The organism is Hyphomicrobium sp. 01T421, assembly GCF_056398805.1.
Genome location: NZ_JBFTQC010000001.1, coordinates 523,014 through 542,119 on the forward strand (window position 1 = coordinate 523,014; position 19,106 = coordinate 542,119).

The window sequence follows — 19,106 nt, forward strand, 5'->3', positions numbered from 1 at the left end:
GTTGCTGAAAAGCTCACTTCAACGGAATTCGTATTTCCGCCGTTCATTTCACGGGTTTGCTTCTTGCCGCCGCCGTTGCTATGCGATCCGGATGAATGACATAACAGTTTCACTTATCGTCGCCGTCTCCGAGAACGGCGTCATCGGCCGCGACGGTGGCTTGCCGTGGCGGCTCTCATCCGACCTCAAGACGTTCCGTCGCCTCACGCTGGACAAGCCCATCATCATGGGCCGCAAAACATTCCAATCGATCGGCAAGCCGCTCGACGGTCGCGATAACATCGTCGTCACGCGAGACCCGTCATTCGAGGTGGCCGGCGTCTCGACGTGCGAGACGGTGAGCGACGCGCTGACCCTTGGACGCGTTCTCGCGAAAACGCGCGGCGCCGAGGAGATCATGGTTATCGGCGGTGCGGCGATCTATGATGCGGCATTTCCGGTCTCGGATCGGATCTACTTAACTCGCGTTCATGCGGTAGTTGACGGTGACCGTCATTTCGCGCCGCTCGACGCCGGCCAATGGCAAAAAGTCAGCGAGGAGGCGCTGCCGCATGGCCCTCGCGACGACCATGCATCGACGCTAATCGTTTACGATCGCCTGAAAACATCGGCATAAGAAGCGACACGCCGCACTTGAAGGCGTGCGCGGAGCCACCAAATTGGAATTAGCCAAAAAAAGCGGAATTTGCGATCGATCGGGCCCTGCCCTATAAGCTCCGCGAAATCTCTTTTAACGACGTGGCTCAACCCTTTGTGGTGCATGTCTAACAATCGGCGACAGCGATCTGTTGCCGGCGTATTCAAAGCGGGGGTCGCGATTTCACTCTTCAACTCAAATTCAATGAGGCCCTGAGTTATGCCCTGGACGAGTCAAGGCGGTGGCGGCAACCCCGGTGGGAATGGCGGCCGCAAGGGCGGTGGTGGCCCGTGGGGCCAAGGGCCCTGGGGTCCGTCCGGCGGTGGTGGCGGTGGTGGTGGTAAAGAACCGCCCGATCTCGATGAGATTCTGCGCCGTGGCCAGGATCGCGTGCGCCAAGTGATGCGCGGCGGCGGCGGCAACGGCAACGGTAGCGGCAACTTCGGCGGCGGCGTACCGAAACCTTTCCTTTTCTTGATCGCGATGCTGCTGCTTGCAGGCGTCTCGTTCTACGGCTTCTTCTTCCGCGTCAATCCGGACGAGCAGGGCATCGTCATGCGCTTCGGCAAGTTCGACCGGTGGGAACCGGCGGGCCTGCATTTCCGCTGGCCTTATCCGATCGAGGAAGTTCGTCTCCCGAAAGTTACGCAGCAGCGTACGATCGAAGTCGGCGCCGGCCGCAGCGTTATTGGCGGCCAGGATAGTGGCTTGATGCTGACGGGCGACGGCAGCGTCGTCGACGCTCGCTTCGTTGTTTTCTGGCGCATCAGCCCTGAATCGGATCCGGCAACCGGAGAGACGGGCGTCGAACAATACATGTTCAACATAGCGCAGCCCGAGACGACCGTTCGTGAGGTCGCCGAGAGCGCCATGCGTGAAGTTGTCGGTCAGTCGGCCCTTCAGCCGCTTCTGACGGGTGGCCGCCAGAAGATACAGGAAGACGTGCGCAATCTGATGCAGAAGACGCTCGATTACTATCGTGCTGGCATCAAGATCGATCAGATCCAGCTCAAAGAGGTCGATCCGCCGCAGGAAGTCATCAGTTCATTCCGCGAAGTCGCCGCTGCCGGTCAGGAGAAGGAAACCCTGGTCAAGCAGGCTCAGACTTATCAGGACCAGGTGACCCCGCGTGCCCGCGGCGATGCCGACCGCATCGTTGCCGCCGCCGAAGGCTATCGCGATCAGACGGTCGCCGAGGCGACGGGTCAGGCTGCCCGCTTCCTGAAGGTCTACGACGAATACAAGAAGTCGCCGGACGTCACGCGCGAACGGCTCTATCTCGAAATGCAGGAACGCGTTCTGTCCGGAGCCGACAAGATCATTCTCGATCAAAAGAGCGGCGGCCAGGGCGTAATCCCATTCCTGCCGCTGGAGCAGCTCCAGAAGCGCGACCAGCAACAGCCCGACGGAGCGAAATAATATGCGAGCGTTCTTCGCTTTTATCCTGACCGTTCTCGGTCTCGCGGCGCTGGGGCTTTACGCCTCCGCCTTCATCGTGCACCAGAACGAGCAGGCGCTCGTGCTCCGCTTCGGTAATCCGCAGCAGGCCATCACGACGCCTGGCCTGAAGTGGAAGGTGCCGTTCATCGACACCGTCGAGAAGTTCGACAAGCGCATCCTCGACCTCGATACGACCGAGCAGGAAGTGACGGCGTCCGATCAGCAGCGATTGATCGTCGACGCTTACGCCCGCTATCGCATCACCGACCAGCTCAAGTTCTATCAGAACGTGCGCTACGAGGATCGCGTTCGCGAGGTCGTAGGCCCGTTGATCGAATCTGAAATCCGTCGTGTTCTTGGCTCTGCAACTCTGCAGGAAGTCGTCAAGGACAAGCGCGAAAGCCTGATGAAGGAGATCGCCGCGCAGGTGAACAAGGAAGGCCGCGACTACGGTCTCGAAGTCGTCGACGTGCGCATCAAGCGCGCTGACCTTCCCAAGGAAAACCTCGTTAAGGTCTATGACCGGATGCGGGCGGACCGTGTTCGTGAGGCGACGGAGCTACGTGCTCAAGGCGAAGCGGAGAGCAACCGCATTCGTGCCAACGCCGACAAGGACGTGACGATCATCAAGGCGACGGCGACGCAGAAGTCAGATGAAATCCGCGGCGACGGCGAAGCCGAGCGCAGCCGGATCTTCGCGGATGCCTTCAGCCAGGACCCGGAATTCTTCCGCTTCTACCGGTCAATGCAAGCCTACACGACGGCTATCAAGCCGGAAGACACCCGCATGCTGCTGTCTCCGGACAGCCAGTTCTTCCGGTACTTCCAGGACCCTAACGGCAAGGCGCCGGCCCCGCCGGTTCACGCCGACCAGCGATGAACGATCTCCTCGCGGGGCTAGGCATCGCCCTTGTCCTCGAGGGCCTCCTCTGGGCCGCCGCGCCTCAAAAGGCGCGGCGGGCCCTTGAAGAAATTTCAACTTTCAGCAATGGCCACATCCAGGCCTGCGCCGTCGCCGCCGTGGCGCTCGGCGTTTTTGTCGTTTGGGTGGCCCGGGGATGAGCCAAGGGATGATCCAAGGGGATGATCCAAGGGATAGGGCTGAAACGACCCAACTTATCCCCGCGCCTTGACGGTATGCTAAAGTTGCCATGTTGACGCTTGGATGTTGCGCCAATAACGCCTGCCAATCCGGGGAACTCGCCAAAAGCGCCCCACCCGGCCGAAACGAGCGTACGACACGATCAGCCCCTGGAGTTCTCGCGATGATGAAGAAACGTTCGGCGCTTCTTGTCAGTGTTGGCTTCGTCGCGCTGTGGGGCTCAGCGGGTGCAGGACCTGCTCTGGCAGATTTCGCGACCGGACCGGCGTCCGTCGCACCCCTCGCAAAGCGTCTCGAGGATGCGGTCGTCAACATCGCGACATCTCAAACTGTCAAAGGCCCGGCCGGCAACCCGCTGCCGAAGGTTCCGAAGGGTGCACCCTTCGAAGACTTTTTCGATGACTTCTTCAACAAGCGCGGCGGCGTGCCCCACGGCGACCGCAAGGTCTCGTCTCTGGGCTCAGGCTTCGTGATCGACGGCAAGGAAGGCCTGATCGTCACCAACAATCACGTCATCGAAGGTGCCGAGGAAATCGACATCAACTTCCATGACGGCTCCAAGCTCGTCGTCGAGAAGATCATCGGCCGCGACACCAAGGCCGACCTCGCGCTTTTGAAGGTCACGCCGAAGAAGCCGCTTGCGGACGTGAAATTCGGCCCATCCTCCGGCATCGACGTCGGCGATTGGGTCATGGCCATCGGCAACCCGTTCGGCCTCGGCGGATCGGTTTCGCTCGGCATCATCTCGGCGAAAAGCCGCGACATCAATTCCGGGCCCTATGACGACTATCTGCAGACCGACGCGGCGATCAACAAGGGCAACTCCGGTGGCCCGCTGTTCAACATGAACGGCGAAGTCATCGGCGTGAATACAGCGATTATCTCACCCACTGGCGGATCGATCGGCATCGGCTTCGCAGTCCCGTCCGACACCGTCGCGAAAGTCATCGATCAGCTGAAGCAGTACGGCGAAGTGCGGCGCGGCTGGCTCGGCGTCAAAATCCAAACCGTGACCGACGACATCGCCGAGACGCTGGGATTGCCTGAAAACACAGGCGCTCTCGTTGCAGCCGTAACGCCCGGCAGCCCGGCCTCCAAAGCCGGGCTCGAAGCGGGCGACGTCATTTTGCGGTTCGACGGCAAGGACGTGACGACGATGCGCGGCCTGCCGAAGATGGTCGCCCAGGCTGAGGTCGGCCAAGCCGTCGACCTCGAACTTCTTCGCAAAGGTCAGAAGCAGAACGCGCAAGTGACGGTCGGCCGTCTCGAAGACGACGACGACAACGCCAGCGACCTCAAAAACGACCTCGGCAAAGAGGCTGATCCGAAGGGCTCGGCAATCATCGGGCTGACGCTCTCGCCCCTGAGCGACGAACTTCGCAAGAAGTACAATCTGGACGACAAGATCAAAGGCGTCGTCGTTGAGCAGGTCGATCCCCAAAGCCCCGCCGCGAGCAAAGGCCTGAAGCCGGGCGACGTCATCGTCGAAGCCGCGCAGGACAGCGTCTCCGAACCCGACGACGTCGCGAAAAGCGTCGAAAAGGTCAAGAAGGCCGGCCGCAAGGCCGTGCTTCTGCGCGTCGAGGACAGTAAGGGCGATCTCCGCTTCGTCGCAGTGCCGTTGACGTAACCCGCGTGCTATCGGAAGCAGAAATTCTCGGCAGGAGGTAATTCGTGTCCAAAGGTCACGGCATTCTCGATACGATTTTCGACCAGCTATCGCCCGTGCATCCCGATGGACACAAGTTCGTTGGTATCGCCGCCGCGGTAACGTTGCTGTTCTTCTTCCTCTATCCGCCGCTCGGATGGATCTGCGCCGGCATCACTGCATGGGTCATCTATTTCTTCCGTGATCCACAGCGCGTGACACCGCTGAGACCGGGCCTCGTCGTTTCCTCAGCCGACGGCAAGATCTCCGGCATCGAGAAAGTCGTGCCGCCCGCCGAGATGGGCCTCGGCACGGAGCCGCGCACCCGGATTTCGACATTCCTCTCGGTGTTCGACGTTCACATCAACCGCGCGCCTATCGCGGGCCGCGTCGTCCGGTCAATCTACGTACCGGGCACGTTTCTGAACGCAGCTCTCGACAAGGCGAGCGAAGACAACGAACGCCGGCTTATCGTCATCGAGACGCCAGCCGAAGGCGACGTCGGCGTGGTGCAAATCGCAGGACTTGTGGCGCGCCGCATCGTGACCTTTTGCGAGGTCGGTGACACACTCGGAACCGGCCAACGCTTCGGTTTGATCCGTTTTGGGTCGCGTGTGGACGTTTATCTGCCGCCCGGCAAAAACGCTCTCGTCAGCGTTGGTCAGCGTGCGGTTGCAGGCGAGACGGTTTTGGCAGATCTTCAATCGATCGAGCCGGAACGCGAAGCGCGCCACGCCTGAGGTCGCGCCCGCCGTTGAAACTTGAGGCATGGACCATAAGGAGCCTGCCATGGATGCGGATGAGCCATTCATCGAGACCGAAACGCGCCGTCGCAGGCGCCGGTCTCTGTTCCGTCACCGGCGCGTGCCGGTGCGGATGCTCGTGCCGAATTTCTTCACGCTCCTCGGTCTCTGCGCCGGCCTGACATCGATCCGCATGGGGATCGAAGGCCGTTACGATCTGGCGCTGGCGGCGATCGTTTTCGCCGCCTGTCTCGACGGCATCGATGGCCGCATCGCCCGGCTCTTGAAGGCCTCGTCCCGTTTCGGCGCCGAACTCGACAGTCTCGCCGACTTTGTGAACTTCGGCGTCGCACCGGCTTTTCTGCTTTTCAATTGGGGTCTCGGCGACCTGAAAAGCGCAGGCTGGATCTGCGTGATGATCTTCGCGCTCGCCTCCGCGCTTCGCTTAGCACGCTTCAATGCGGCGCTCGACGATGACAAACCGAAGTGGCAATCGAACTACTTCATGGGCATGCCGACGCCCGCGGCGGCAATCGTCCTGCTGCTGCCGGTTTATCTCGACCAGCTCGGCCTCGCCGACATCAAAACGCAGTGGGCGTTGAAGGTCGTGCTCGTCTACACGGTGTTCATCGCCTTCATGATGGTGTCGTCGATCCCGACATACTCCGGCAAACTGGTCGGCGAGCGCGTGGGACGGGAATGGGTGTTGCCGATATTCGTCGTCGCCATCGGCGTTGTCGCGTTCCTGTTCACCTACCCCTACGAAACGCTGACTGTGTTGACGCTGATTTATCTCGGCTTCATTCCCGTGAGCTGGCGGAACTTCCGCGACAGGAGCGAGGGCGAGAGCGCGGCCGCCGCCGCTGCGCAATCGGCTTCTCCTCAACCGAGCGAAACGCCCGCGCCACAGCAAGGCACCGGGCGCATTTTCACCTTCCGCCCGACAGATCCGACGAAATAATCATCTCACGCTGGCTCGCCGAGTTCCGCGAGCTGGCCGCCAGCGCTGGATACTATTTCGTCTCTTCGGGCTGGCGATGATAGATGTCGTCGGTGCGCATGATGTCGTCCTCGCCGAGGTACGAGCCGATCTGCACTTCGATGATTTCGACCGGAACCTTGCCGGGATTTTGCAGCCGGTGCCATTGCGTCGCGAAAATGTAGACGCTCTCGTTCTCGCGAACGAGCTGGTCCCTATCGCCGATCGATACCTGCGCTGTCCCTTGTACGACGATCCAATGCTCCGACCGGTGATGATGCATTTGCATTGAGAGCATGCCGCCGGGCTTCACGTGCAACAGCTTCACCTGAAACCGCGGCCCGATGTTGAGCGTCTCGAAGTACCCCCACGGCCGGTAGTTTCTGAGGTGCTGCTCCTGCTCCTTGCGGTTCGACTGCTTCAGCCGCTGCACGATCTTGGAAACATCCTGCGTGCGGCTCTTGTCGGCGACGAGCAGCGCGTCCGGCGTGTTGACGATGACGAGATCTCTGACACCGATGGTCGACACGATCGAACGCTCGGAATGGACGTAGCAGTTCGACGTGTCTTCGAGCACCGCTTCGCCCTTGATGAAGTTGCCCTTGTCGTCACGAGGCGCGATGTCCCACAGCGACGACCACGAGCCGACGTCGTTCCAGCCGACGTCCATCGGCAGGATCGCCGCCGCCCGCGTCTTCTCCATCACCGCGTAATCGATGGAGATGTTCGGCGACGCCGCGAAGCCGGCGCGGTCGAGACGCAGGAAGCCGAGGTCGTCCGTCGCGCCCGCGAGTGCAGCCCGCGCCGCCTCGAGAATTTTCGGCTCCAGCCGCTCGATCTCGGCCAGATACGTCTTGGCATTGAGAGCGAAAATTCCGCTGTTCCAGAAATAGCCGCCATCGGTGAGATAGCGCTCGGCCGTGGCGCGGTCGGGTTTTTCCGCAAAGCTCTCAACTGTGAATGCGTGACCGTCGAAGCCTTCGAGCGCCGCGCCGCGCTTGATGTAGCCGTAGCCGGTATGAGGCTCCGTCGGCTTGATGCCGAAGAGGACGAGCTTGCCGGTCGCTGCGACCTCAGCCGCGCGCCGGATATTCTCGGCGAACGCCGCGCCGTCTTCGATGACGTGATCGGACGGCATGACCGCGAGAACGGCATCCGGATTGTCGGCAAGCGCAATCAGCGCCGCGACCGCGATGGCCGGCGCCGTGTTGCGCGCGATGGGCTCGAGCACGATGGCGCGCGGCTCGAGACCGGCGCGCTCGACTTCCTCGCGCACCAGAAACCGGTGATCGTTGTTGCAGAGCAGGATCGGCCGCTCGAAACCTTCGGGCTGCGGCAGCCGCCCGAGCGCCGCGCCGAGAAACGACGAGCTTTGACCGTTGAAGAAGCGAATGAACTGCTTCGGATACATCGCCCGCGACAGCGGCCACAACCGCGTTCCCGAGCCGCCCGATAAAATGACTGGGTAAATATTGCTCATCGAGAAACGGTATCCCCCAAAATCAAAGGTCGACATCTATGTAGCGCACAAACGGCCTTCAGGGACATTCGCGCAAATTAATAGGAAATCCACGCGACGAACGAATGCCAATCTGACGCAACGTGTACGGCCCAAATACGACAGGCGTGCAGAAGCGGCCCGCGCAAGACCTGAACCAATCAGCCTAGCGGACGCGTCAGGCGTTCGCGGAGCGACCGGAGCGACTCAGCCGACGTTGATGCTTTGCTGCCCTGATGCGAAGCTGTGGCAGGGGCCGAGCCCGAGGAGGCACCCGAAGGCAGGGCCGGCGGAACATCGCGGCGGGGTAGCGGCACGCTCGGCCGTGGAACGGCGGACGTGGTCCCGTAAGGCGTCGGCGCCATCGGCATTTTATGCCCGGAGACGCTCGCATCGTGACCGGCGTCATGAACCTCCGGCGCCGCGCCCGAATGCGCGTTGCCGTGAAAGCCGAGAGCATCCGCCATCATTGCGAGATGCTGCGATCCATCGTTGCTCGCCGGTATGCCCGAGGCGCGCCAGCGCTCGACGATTTGATCGAGGAAGCCGTCGTCGCCGAGAGACTTCTGCCACCGCTCCGAGAAGTTCGCAGTCGATGACTTCGGCAAGCAGTGCTTCGGCAATTCGTCGAACTTGATCCGCACCGGCAAGGCCATGCCGTCGCCGAACGCGATTGCTTCGCGCTGCCCGAGCGAGGGGAGGAATTCCAAAAGTCCGGCACCGGTGTCGGCGACGGCCGAGGCGACGATCTCCTGGTCGCGGTCGTTCGACATGCGCAGAGCAAAGACCGTGTTGCACTGGGAAAGAATGGTCGGATCGATTTCCGCCGGGCGCTGCGTGACGATGCAAAGCGAGGCGCCGTATTTCCGGCCTTCCTTGGCGATCTTCGCAATCGCGCGCTTGCAAGGCTCGAAGCCGAGCGTCGAGTTTACGGGAACGTAGCGATGCGCTTCTTCGCAGACGAGCGTAACCGGCACCTGGCCTTCGCTCCATAGCGCGAAGTCGAATGTCATGCGGCACAGAACCGAAACGACGACGTTGACGACTTCCGACGGGATGCCGGTCAGCTCGAGGATCGTGATCGGCTTGTGGTTGACGGGAACGCGGAAAATTCGGCCGAGCACCTGGGTCATGCCGTCATAAACGGTGAGCGATCCGAACATGAAGGCGTAGCGGCCGTCTTGCGAAATCGTCTCGATCCGGTGCTTGAGAAGCCGGTAGGGCGCGAGGTCTTTTCTGTTCTCGAGTTTGCCGAGCCGTTCGTCGATCAGCAGCAGCAGATCGGAAATACGGTAGGGAACGGGCGTGTCGACCGTGTAGCGGCTGGAGTCCGAGTAGCCGCGACGGAGCTTCGCAGGCTCTGCCGCACGGCCGCTGTTGTAGCGCGCCTTGGCAATCGGAATCACTTCCTGAAGGATCTCGATCTCGGCTTTGCGGTCGCTGTCGCCGACGAGAACTTCCTGCAGTTCCTCGAACGTCAGCAGCCAATAGGGCAGCTGCATGTTCCGCGGCGAGATCACCTCGGCCCATTCGCTGAATGCCGTCGCATATTCGTTGTGCGGATCGAGCAGCACGATGTGCGCGTTCGGGTTCTTTTCGACGATCGATCTGAGGATCAGCGCCGTCGTGCACGATTTGCCGGTTCCCGTGGTGCCGAGGATCGCGAAATGCTTGCCGAGCAGTTCGTCGACGCGGACCATCGCCGGGATCGTGCTGTCCTGGCGGATCGTGCCGACACGCACCATCGCCCCGCTATCGCCGCAGAACGTCGCCTCGAGTTCTGTCCGCAATGCGAGGCGAACCCGGTCGCCGAGCGCCGGATAGCCGGTGACGCCACGGTTGAATTTTGGCGTCTTGCTTTCGCCGACGGTCGTCAATTCGCCGACGAGACCAAGTTCCGCGATCCAGACCTCGCTGTCGCCCTCGCGTTGCGATGGGACAGGAACGCTCAACGCCGAAACAATGGCGAGCACGGTCGTCCGGCTGGTTTCGATCGCGAGCAGGGTTCCCATTTCGGGCCGGCCATCCGGCGAGCGGGAGCGCAGGTCGCCGGCGCCGTCGAGCAAGACGATCGCCTTCGATCCCGTGACCGAAACGATGCGCCCGATGGAGGTATCGGGACCGCCATTCACCTGAGTTGAGATACTTATGCCAGCCATACTGATCCGGATCTCGGGCCTGTTAAGCGCCGTTGGCAATCATTTGCGTAGAGTCGGCCGCGCTTACACTGTCCCGCGCCGGAAGGTTGATGACGACCTCCGTGCCGGTGCCCTTCTTCGAACGGAGTTCGAGTGAACCCCCGTGCAGCTCGACGAGCGCTTTGGCGATCGGCAAGCCGAGACCGGCGCCCTCCCGCCAGCGCGAACGGCCGCCGTCCACCTGCCCGAACGGCGTCATGGCGATAGCGATTTCTTCTTCCGTCATGCCGACGCCGCTGTCTCGGATGGCGATGATGACGCCGCCGCTGTTGGTCCGTCGCGTGCTCACGTCCACCGTGCCGTCTGCCGGCGTGAACTTGAGAGCGTTGGCAATGATGTTCATGAAGATCTGGCGCAACTTCTCGGCGTCGCCGCGGATGGGGCGTAGATCAGGCGCAATGCCGAAGCGCAAATCCACCTGCGCTTCGCTTGCCATCGTCCGGAACGATGTGATGCAACCGGCGAGAATTTCGCCGACATTCACCTCGCGGGCGTCGAGCGAATATTTTCCGCTCTGAATTTTGGAGATATCGAGAATATCGTTGATGACCGAGAGCAGGTGGCCCGCCGCATCATGAATGAGCGTCGCGTATTCGACGATCTCTTTGTCAGGCAAGCGGCGATGCTGATGCTGCGTCAGGAGCTTCGAAAAGCCGATGACCGTGTTCAACGGCGTTCTGAGCTCATGGCTCATGTTGGCGATGAATTCGGATTTTACTTTGCCGGCAAGCTCCGCTTCGATGCGCGCGGATTGCTCGGCGACGCGCGCGCGATGACGCAGAACCGCATCGCTCAATAGCGACGCATACTCGTTCATCAGGGAGTTGGATTTGGCGGTTCCAACTGAGCCAAACATCATATTGCAGCCTAACGCAGTGCTGAAAGCAGTTTCAATCTAGGGGCGAGTAGCTAACTCAAGGTTAATCCAAAACCCCGCCGCTCTCTGGCTGCCGCCGCAACTCAAATGACTTACGAAAATTAAGAATCCGCGCTGCCGGAGGACGTCCGCATGGGGAGTCGCAAGCGCAGCAAGAGTTGTCGTGCGCGCAGCGAGAGCTGTTGCAAGAACAACAGAAACTATTACCGCATGATGAATTTGAACGGCTGGGTGAACGCCAGCGGCTTTATGCTCACTTCCGGCGGGATCGGCGGGAACGGTGCCGCGCGGTCGATAGCCGCCGTTGCGGCGTCGTCGAGAAGCTTCGAGCCCGAGCTTGTCGCAATTTCCTTGGAGAGCAGCGTCCCGTCGACGCCGATCGTGAATTTCATCACGACCGTACCTGCAACCGTCGTACGGGGATTTACCTTGGCACGTTGCACATGGTCGTTGATCTTGCCGAGATAGAGACCGAACTCCCTGGCATTGCCGCCCGACTTCGCTTCGCCCGAACTCTGCTCGGTCACGATCGCGACCTGCTCGGGCTGCTGCTTCGTCTCGACGACCTGCGGCTCCGGCGGCGGAGTGTCAGGCGGCGGCGGTTCTTCGGTCTTTACAACATCCGACTCGACATCGCTGGCGTCGGACGTGATGACGTCGCGAAGCTCGTCCGGTTTGACTTCTTCGGGAGGCTTCGACTGCTGCTCCTGGACAGGAACGATCTCGGTCGTCTCGATGGTCTCCATCGCGTCGCCGAGTTTTGATATGCCCTCTGTCGCGATGCCTTGCTGGACGAGCACGATGTCCGTGCCCTTGCCGAGGTCGAGAGCCTCGATATTGGAATTTTGCAAATCAGGCAGCATCCCATAGCCGATCGTCCCGTGGATCAACAGGGACAGAAGAATGGCGGTCGCTCGCAACACGTTCATTCCGGCGGCTCTGGGCATTAGTTCTTAACAGTTTCTCCGGAGGGCGAAGGCTGGGAGAGAAGGGACACGCGCGCGTAACCCGACTCACCGACGCGCCCCAAAAGTTCCATCACGTCGCCATAGGCAATTTTTCGATCCGCGCGCACGTAAACGACGCCGTCGCCCTCGCTCGACTTGATTTGCATGAGACGTGACACGAGCGTGTCGCGCGACACTTCCTCGTCGCGGATGTAGAGCTTCCCATCGGGCGCCAGCGAAACGACCATCGGCTTTTTCTGCGCGCCGAGCTTCGACGCCGATGTCTTTGGCAGATCGAGCGGCACGCCCTGAACCATCAGGGGCGCAGCGACCATGAAGATGATCAACAGCACGAGCATCACGTCGACGAACGGCGTGACGTTTATCTCGGCCAAAGGTTTGTAGCTGTCGCCGTCGTCGCCCGACGAACCACTGCCAACGGACATTCCCATTAGTTCACACCCTCGACGCCGCGGCGGGAAAGCGTCCGCGCCAAGCCGACGATGGCAGGCGCAACCCGTTCCGACGCACGGCCGAGTGCGACCGTGATCTGGTTGTAGAAAATAACGGCCGGGATAGCGGCTGCGAGGCCGACGGCCGTTGCGAACAACGCTTCCGCGATGCCGGGCGCGACGACGGCCAAGCTCGTATCTTTCTGCTGAGCGATCGCCGTGAACGAATTCATGATGCCCCAGACGGTGCCGAAGAGGCCGATGAACGGCGCGGCCGATCCGAGCGTCGCGAGAAACGGCAAGCCCTGCTCGATGCTCTTTAGCTTCCGCTTGACGGCGGCGCGCATGGCGATTTCGAGGCGGTCGCGCACTTCGCCGGCCGAAGCAGCGTCCGCGCCCTCGGCCCACTCCGTGCGGGCGGCATCGCCAACGGAACCGACCAGGCTGTTCGGGCGGCCCGAAGGAATAGTAGCGGATTTGCTGTTGGCTTCGAGAACGCGGATCTCGCGATTGACCAGCCACACGCGAATGAGCTTTTCGAACGCCATCGCCCAGCAAACGACGGAGGCCAGCAACAGACCGACGATAATGGACTTCACGACGATATCGGCATGTTGGAAGAGGCCGAGGATCGACAAGTCTCTTCCGATAATTTCTTCAGTCATCAGGCGGTCACCGGGTTACTTGGAAAGTTGGACGTTCGTGAGGGTCGAGGTCTTGAGGCTTTCGAGACATCCCGAAACGGGCCCGGATTCGGCTTTGCAATCCATGACGTCGTTGATGAGCAGCGAGCCGATCTTATCGCACTGGATTCCATCGATCTCGAAGAGCTTCACGGATTTCTTTTTGGGCCGGAGCGGCGCCAGATCGATCGAAAAACGCCTGCCGATGACGCCATCGGTTTGAAACAGCACGAGGTCGATCTTGAACGACTGGTACGTCGTCTCGCTCGGGTTGTTGACGACCATATAGGCGCGGCAACCCTTGTCGGAACTCTCGAGTTTGTTCAATTCCACGTGGGTCGCCGGCGCTGTCGAAGCCAGTTCTTTCGGAGGGGGTGTAGCAGTCGGATCGGCAACAGCGTGTGTCGCCAAAGCACCGATCGGCAGAACGAGCGCATATGCAAGGCGGTAACGCTTGAAAGCTCTGATCACGCGATGACCTTCTCTTAGCGAAAGAATGTCCGATTTCCGGAAACGCGTGTAGCGATTTTGCTGTTCGGTTACCAGTGTGAAATTCGTAAGTATTCGCTGACGCGAGACGCCCATGACGACCTGATTTAGAACCATTTTCAGGTCGCGCGATGGCGAGCGGCAAAAATGGTTTTTTGCGGCCGCGCTGCATCGAGAATTATTCCCGAAATGTATGGGCAAGAATTCCCGTGCCGGGCTCGAACGCGGTTCGTCTGATGAAACATTCGCCACGATGCGGGGTGACAGCCGACTATCGATACGCAAGAAAAAAGAAGCACAGCGGGAGGTTGTTGCGTGCGTGGCGAGCGTCGGACTGATGATCAGGCGGCGCGGGGCATCGCCGGCATGCGGGCGGCTCGGCGGATCTCATCGAAAATCGCGGCGAAGCTCATGACGCCGACGGATTGATCCTCGGCGACGTCGGTCAGCACAGCGCCGACGACTTTCTTCTGGTTGGCCTCGAGCAACGTCAGCGCCTTTTTAGCGAGCGATCGGGGCGTCCGGTGCCAGGCGGTAAGAAATACGATTTCGTCGGCGAGTTCCGCGAGCACGCGAGCGTCCGAGATCGGCAGCAACGGCGGCGCGGACAGCACGATGATGGGAAACCGCGACTTGAGACCGGCGATCGACCTCGTGAATTCCGGTGACCGGATTGCTGTCGCCACCGCAAGCGGGACCGGTGTCGGGCCGGACGCCGGCAGGAAATGCAACCCCGTGAGATTATCGCGCAAGATCACGTCCTCGATCGGCGCGCGCGCAGCGATCTGATCGAGAAGCCCGCTGGAATTCCGCGGCGTCAGTTCGCGCGTCAGGCCCTTGCCTCGAAAATCGCAGTCGACGAGGAGGGTCTCTTGCGCGGAGACCGCGAAGTAATGAGCGATGTTCGACGCGAAACTCTCCGAGCCTTCGTCCGGTAGAGCGGACGCAACCAGGATCACGCGCGAGGCGTCATCGCTTTTGCGCTGTCCAAGTTCGCGGCAGACCTTTCGCACAGCCTCCGCGTAGACGCATTGAGGCTCAGCGACGATCATCCGTGCGCCCCGCGCGTTCGCCTTCGGGTCGGAATGCGCGGTCATCGCCGGAATGGAGATCATGTGCGGGCAGGCGAGGGTTTGTTCGACTTTCAGCGTTCGCCGCAACGCTTCCCGCTCGAGCCAGAGCGCGAGCAGAAGCGCCACCAACAATGTCGATCCGGCGGTAATCGCAACGATGCGTACGCGCCTCGGTCCTGCCGCGCGGTTCGGTGCACCGGCAGCCCCCACGATGCGCGGCCCGGCGAGCGGACTGCTCAGTCCATACTTGCCGATGAGCGATGCAAACATGCGCTCGGAAGCGGTGAGTTTGCCGGACTTGGCGGGAGGTGCGCGATCCGCGGCGACGGGTGATCGCTGTTGCGCAAGGTATTGGGTTGCGATCGCATTCGCGATGCGAGCGGACTTTTCAGCATTCCTCGTCGTGACCTGCACCGTCACGAGGAACGTGCTGCGGACGCGGGTAATGCTCAGCCTGTCGATTATCGCCTCGCGCAGAGCTTCCCCCGGCGCCGGACGCGTCAGAAATCCGGTGAGGTAAGACCATAGCGATCGCTTGTTGAGTTCAGGATCGTTCGACAGCTGAAGCTCGGCGATAACGCGGTCGATGATCTGCGCCGACCGCATGAAGTCCATTTGCTTCTCGATCTCCCGGCGCTCGGCGTCGGACGCGAGCGTATCGGCCGGGGCAGGCACATTGGCGGCCTTGGTCGTAGGTCTCTGCTGCGGGTCCGTCTGGATGAGAGCCGAAGCTGAGTACCGGTCGGGAATGACGGCGACGATGGCCATGGCGAGGAGCGCGGTAATGACCGGCAAGACCGCGACGGCCTTGGCGCGCTTGACGATGGCCGATCGGGCGCCTGGGAAGCCGAGCCCCATGCTGCGCTGTGCTGGTGATGCCGTTTCCTGGCTCATCGTCCCGTAGTGCCCGTGAAGTCCGGGCGCCGTGTAGTTTCGCCCGCGTGCCCGGCAATGCCGAATCACTCGCTATTGTCAGGATCAATTATGAACAGGGCTTTATTGGTTAAGTTTTTACCGCCGGCCGGGGCATCTGCACCGAAAACGCGTTAGTGCAGCGAGAGCCGTCTAGCGCAGCGAAAGTTTCGCGCCGCCTTCGTGGACGTCGTAGGCGCACCGCGCGCTGCGGCCGCCGGTTGACGACGTCAGAATGAGATGCGGATCGCGGTAGCGCTGGCTCCACAGCGGGTTCTGCGTATCCCAAATCGCGACGTCGATATCCGGATTGCCGATCACGGCCTCGATTTGCGAAGGGGCCGCCCATTGAGCTGGCCCGTCGTCGCGGGAACCAGCGGCACGCTTAGGAGCATTTCGGCGGCAGACCTCGATGGCGCGCTCGCGATAGGCTTCGACAACCGCTTCGCTCATGGCAGCCCGATAAGCGCGGTCCTGAAACCAGACCTTCGCGCCCGCAAGCACCACCAAACCAAGCAAGATCATACGCATGACGTTTGTCCGAGGCCCGAAGGCGCGCCAATCGATTGGCCGGCCCATAATAACCCGGCCTCCATTCTGAGCCCGTCTTGGTGAAAAAAGCGTTTCGCTTCGGCCGGTTGCGGTGCAGCGCAGCGGCGCAGCGGGCTTGTCAGGTCCGGCTTGGTGAGGCACAAGCGGTGCCTGCGATCCACGTCCGATCTCCCGGGAGAACCCTCACGTCATGTCGAAAAAGAAGATCCTTATTACCTGGCCTCTCCCTGAGGCCGCTATGGCCCGCGCCCGCGCCACCTATGATGTTATCGCTCACGGGGATAACCCGAAGATCACCGTCGACGAGATGCTCGAGACGGCGAAGTCGGTGGACGCCATTCTGTTGACCCTCAACGAGAAGTGCCCGGCGCCGGTGATCGAAAAGATCCCCGAGAACATCAAGTGCATCTCGACGTTCTCGATCGGCTTCGATCACATCGATCTCGAAGCCTGCAAGAAGCGCGGCATCAAGGTCGGCAACGCGCCGCACGGCGTCACCGTCGCGACCGCTGAAATCGCCATGCTGCTGCTACTCGGCTCGGCACGGCGCGCGGGTGAGGGCGAGAAGATGATCCGCACGCGGTCATGGCCGGGCTGGCAGCCGCTGCAACTTGTCGGTCAGCGCCTCGACAACAAGAAGCTCGGCATCTATGGCTTCGGCAAGATCGGTCAGGCCCTGGCGCAGCGTGCGCGCGGCTTCGACATGGAAATCCATTACTACGACATCTATCGCGCGAAGCCCGAGGTCGAGGCGAAGTACAACGCCACCTATCACGACAGCCTCGACAGTCTCTTGAAGGTCTCGCAGTTCTTCTCGATCAACGCGCCTTCGACGCCGGAGACGCGCTACTTCTTCAACAAGGATGTGATCGAGAAGCTGCCGCCAGGCGCCATCGTCGTGAACACGGCGCGCGGCGACCTCGTCAAGGACGAGGACATGATCGCGGCGCTGAAGTCGGGACGCTTGGGCTACGCCGGCCTCGACGTCTTCGCCGGCGAGCCGAAGATCAACGAAGGCTATTACGACCTGCCGAACACGTTCCTGTTCCCGCATCTGGGTTCCGCCGCCATCGAGGCGCGCAACCAGATGGGCTTTGAAGCGCTCGACAACATCGATGCCTTCTTCGCCGGCAAGGACATGCCGTTCAAGCTGGCCTAAATCGTTTCATCATGACTTTCACAATGGCCGGGCTCGCCCCGGCCATTTTTTTGTCCGTCATCCTCGGTCGAGCGTGGCGGAGCCACGTCGAAGACCGGGGATCCAGCGCAAACTGCCGAAGGCCCAATACATTTCGTGTCTTCGACGAGTCTTGCGCTGGATCCCCGACCATCATTCGCTACGCTCATTCGGTCGAGGATGACGCGTGGTCGGTCTGGGCGCCGACCTTCATCTGCATGACAGTCACTGGAAACGCCGCTAATTGCGCGCTTCCATCATCCACGCCGCGGCACGGAGCAGGCGTGCATCATCGCCGCGCGCGCCGACAAGCTGCACGCCGAGGGGAAGCCCATCGATTTCGAGCAGCGGCAGCGAGATGCAGGGCATCTCGAGGTAAGTCCAAAGCCCGTTGAACATCGGACTGCCCGTGCCGCCGAGCCCGACCGGCGCAACGCCCGCCGCTGCAGGCGTCAGAATAGCGTCGCAGGTATCGAGGATCGGCCGCAGCGCCCCGTAGAGAGCATCCTGCTTGCTCCGCGCAGCGTCATAGTCCGCCTGCGAAAACGTCCGCCCTTCCGCAATGATCTCCTTGAGCTTCGCCGACACGCGTTCCGGATTGGCGTCGGCAATCGGGCCGTAATTCCGCGCGATGTCGTAAAACTGCACGATCTGCTGCAGACGCAGGATCTCGTCGAACTCCGCTGGTAATGGCGTTTCGACAATTCTAAAGCGCACAGCGAATTGTTCCAACGCCGCGCGCATCGCTTCGTCGCCGTGCGGCCACGCAGGCGTTTTCACGAATGCCAGGCGCGGGGCCTGCAACTCGGATGATTTGAGAGCCGCCAGAAGCGAAGGCTTCGCCCCCGCCGTCATGTCGCCGTCGGCAGCATCGAAGTCGCTCATGCAATCGAACAAGAGCGCGATGTCTTGGACCGATCGCGCGTAGCCGCCGATTGTGTCGAGCGGCGGCGATTGCGCCAGAACGCCGGTACGGGACGTATATCCGAACGTCGGTTTGAAGCCGATGACGCCGCAATAGGATGCGGGCCGGATGACGGAACCAGCCGTCTGCGTTCCAAGCGCAAGAGGCGCCTGATTGTTGGCGACGGCCGCCGCCGATCCCGACGACGAGCCGCCCGGCGTCCGCTCCAAATCATGCGGATTACGCGTTTTTCCGGGACCAAAAAATGCAAGCTCCGTCGTCACCGTTTTGCCGAGCACGATCGCGCCCGCGGCTTTGAGCTGGGAAACGACGAACGCGTCATTTGACGGTTGCCGCCCGGTGAAGACCTCCGAGCCGAGTTCCGTCGGATAGTCCTTTGTGTCGATGACGTCCTTTACGCCGACCGGAATTCCCGCAAGCGGGGGCATCGCCTCTCCGCGCGCCCGCGCCGCGTCGCTCGCTTCAGCAGCGTCGAGCACCTTGCGGGCGTCAATGTGCGCCCACGCGCCGACATCTGTGTCGCGTTCCGCGATTCGTCCGATGTAGGCGCTGACAAGATCCGCAGACGTGATATCGCCCGCGATCAGCAACTCGCGCGCTTCGGAAGCCGTAAGGTGCTCGAGACGCGTGCTCTTATTCGACGTGCTCACTGGGTGGCCTCTTCGTCTCGGTCGGTTGTGCGGCCATCGCGGCGTGGCAAGGCAGCGCGTGTGTCAATATCGCGGCTTTGACGGGAAAGAAGCTTTTTTTCCCGTGACCAGCCCTGCCGAGACA

18 protein-coding genes are annotated in these 19,106 nt (G+C 61.4%); 8 read left to right on the forward strand and 10 right to left on the reverse strand.

Features of this window, described 5'->3' with window-relative positions; translation table 11 throughout:
* Positions 1-91 precede the first annotated feature (91 nt).
* From AC1DK3_RS02440 to pssA, 7 genes are all read left to right on the forward strand, one after another.
* On the forward strand, positions 92-616 hold the full coding sequence (locus AC1DK3_RS02440) for a dihydrofolate reductase (RefSeq protein WP_477190704.1): 525 nt from the start codon (positions 92-94) through the stop codon (positions 614-616).
* A 240-nt stretch (positions 617-856) separates the two neighbouring features.
* Positions 857-2,056 (forward strand): FtsH protease activity modulator HflK, encoded by a 1,200-nt coding sequence (gene hflK, locus AC1DK3_RS02445; protein ID WP_477190705.1) that lies wholly within the window; start codon positions 857-859, stop codon positions 2,054-2,056.
* A 1-nt stretch (position 2,057) separates the two neighbouring features.
* Positions 2,058-2,957, forward strand: coding sequence for a protease modulator HflC (gene hflC / locus AC1DK3_RS02450; protein WP_477190706.1), 900 nt, complete (start codon positions 2,058-2,060; stop codon positions 2,955-2,957).
* Positions 2,954-3,139 carry a DUF2065 domain-containing protein gene (locus AC1DK3_RS02455; protein WP_477190707.1) on the forward strand — a complete coding sequence of 62 codons (186 nt, stop codon included), beginning with the start codon at positions 2,954-2,956 and terminating at the stop codon, positions 3,137-3,139. Before hflC ends, AC1DK3_RS02455 begins: the two co-directional genes overlap by 4 nt.
* Before the next feature lie 203 nt (positions 3,140-3,342).
* The gene (locus AC1DK3_RS02460) at positions 3,343-4,809 is read left to right on the forward strand and encodes a Do family serine endopeptidase (RefSeq protein WP_477190708.1); all 1,467 of its coding nucleotides are present in this window, start codon (positions 3,343-3,345) and stop codon (positions 4,807-4,809) included.
* A 44-nt stretch (positions 4,810-4,853) separates the two neighbouring features.
* Positions 4,854-5,567 (forward strand): phosphatidylserine decarboxylase, encoded by a 714-nt coding sequence (locus tag AC1DK3_RS02465; RefSeq protein WP_477190709.1) that lies wholly within the window; start codon positions 4,854-4,856, stop codon positions 5,565-5,567.
* A gap of 49 nt (positions 5,568-5,616) precedes the next feature.
* Positions 5,617-6,531 (forward strand): CDP-diacylglycerol--serine O-phosphatidyltransferase, encoded by a 915-nt coding sequence (gene pssA / locus AC1DK3_RS02470; protein WP_477192852.1) that lies wholly within the window; start codon positions 5,617-5,619, stop codon positions 6,529-6,531.
* A gap of 52 nt (positions 6,532-6,583) precedes the next feature.
* Here the strand turns inward: pssA and AC1DK3_RS02475 are convergent, their stop codons facing one another.
* The 9 genes from AC1DK3_RS02475 to AC1DK3_RS02515 form a co-directional block, all read right to left on the reverse strand.
* Positions 6,584-8,029 (reverse strand): mannose-1-phosphate guanylyltransferase/mannose-6-phosphate isomerase, encoded by a 1,446-nt coding sequence (locus AC1DK3_RS02475; RefSeq protein ID WP_477190710.1) that lies wholly within the window; start codon positions 8,027-8,029, stop codon positions 6,584-6,586.
* Positions 8,030-8,208: 179 nt separating this feature from the next.
* Positions 8,209-10,206 carry an ATP-binding protein gene (locus AC1DK3_RS02480; RefSeq protein ID WP_477190711.1) on the reverse strand — a complete coding sequence of 666 codons (1,998 nt, stop codon included), beginning with the start codon at positions 10,204-10,206 and terminating at the stop codon, positions 8,209-8,211.
* 22 nt (positions 10,207-10,228) lie between these two features.
* Entirely contained in the window at positions 10,229-11,101 is an 873-nt protein-coding gene (locus AC1DK3_RS02485; RefSeq protein ID WP_477190712.1) for a sensor histidine kinase, read from the reverse strand.
* A 224-nt stretch (positions 11,102-11,325) separates the two neighbouring features.
* On the reverse strand, positions 11,326-12,051 hold the full coding sequence (locus tag AC1DK3_RS02490; protein WP_477190713.1) for an energy transducer TonB family protein: 726 nt from the start codon (positions 12,049-12,051) through the stop codon (positions 11,326-11,328).
* Positions 12,052-12,068: 17 nt separating this feature from the next.
* Positions 12,069-12,521 (reverse strand): ExbD/TolR family protein, encoded by a 453-nt coding sequence (locus tag AC1DK3_RS02495; RefSeq protein ID WP_477190714.1) that lies wholly within the window; start codon positions 12,519-12,521, stop codon positions 12,069-12,071.
* Positions 12,521-13,186, reverse strand: a complete 666-nt coding sequence (locus AC1DK3_RS02500) for a MotA/TolQ/ExbB proton channel family protein (RefSeq protein ID WP_477190715.1) — start codon at positions 13,184-13,186, stop codon at positions 12,521-12,523. The genes AC1DK3_RS02495 and AC1DK3_RS02500 overlap by 1 nt, the downstream gene beginning before the upstream one ends.
* A gap of 15 nt (positions 13,187-13,201) precedes the next feature.
* A complete protein-coding gene (locus AC1DK3_RS02505; RefSeq protein WP_477190716.1) occupies positions 13,202-13,810 on the reverse strand; it encodes a hypothetical protein in 609 nt (202 codons plus the stop codon).
* Positions 13,811-14,034: 224 nt separating this feature from the next.
* Complete coding sequence (locus AC1DK3_RS02510) at positions 14,035-15,660, reverse strand: CpsD/CapB family tyrosine-protein kinase (protein WP_477190717.1); 1,626 nt, start codon at positions 15,658-15,660, stop codon at positions 14,035-14,037.
* Positions 15,661-15,831: 171 nt separating this feature from the next.
* Positions 15,832-16,209 carry a hypothetical protein gene (locus AC1DK3_RS02515; protein WP_477190718.1) on the reverse strand — a complete coding sequence of 126 codons (378 nt, stop codon included), beginning with the start codon at positions 16,207-16,209 and terminating at the stop codon, positions 15,832-15,834.
* Positions 16,210-16,420: 211 nt separating this feature from the next.
* On the opposite strand from AC1DK3_RS02515, the gene AC1DK3_RS02520 reads away from it, so the two are divergent.
* On the forward strand, positions 16,421-17,389 hold the full coding sequence (locus AC1DK3_RS02520; protein ID WP_477190719.1) for a 2-hydroxyacid dehydrogenase: 969 nt from the start codon (positions 16,421-16,423) through the stop codon (positions 17,387-17,389).
* A 258-nt stretch (positions 17,390-17,647) separates the two neighbouring features.
* Here the strand turns inward: AC1DK3_RS02520 and AC1DK3_RS02525 are convergent, their stop codons facing one another.
* Complete coding sequence (locus AC1DK3_RS02525) at positions 17,648-18,982, reverse strand: amidase (protein ID WP_477190720.1); 1,335 nt, start codon at positions 18,980-18,982, stop codon at positions 17,648-17,650.
* Positions 18,983-19,106 lie beyond the last annotated feature (124 nt).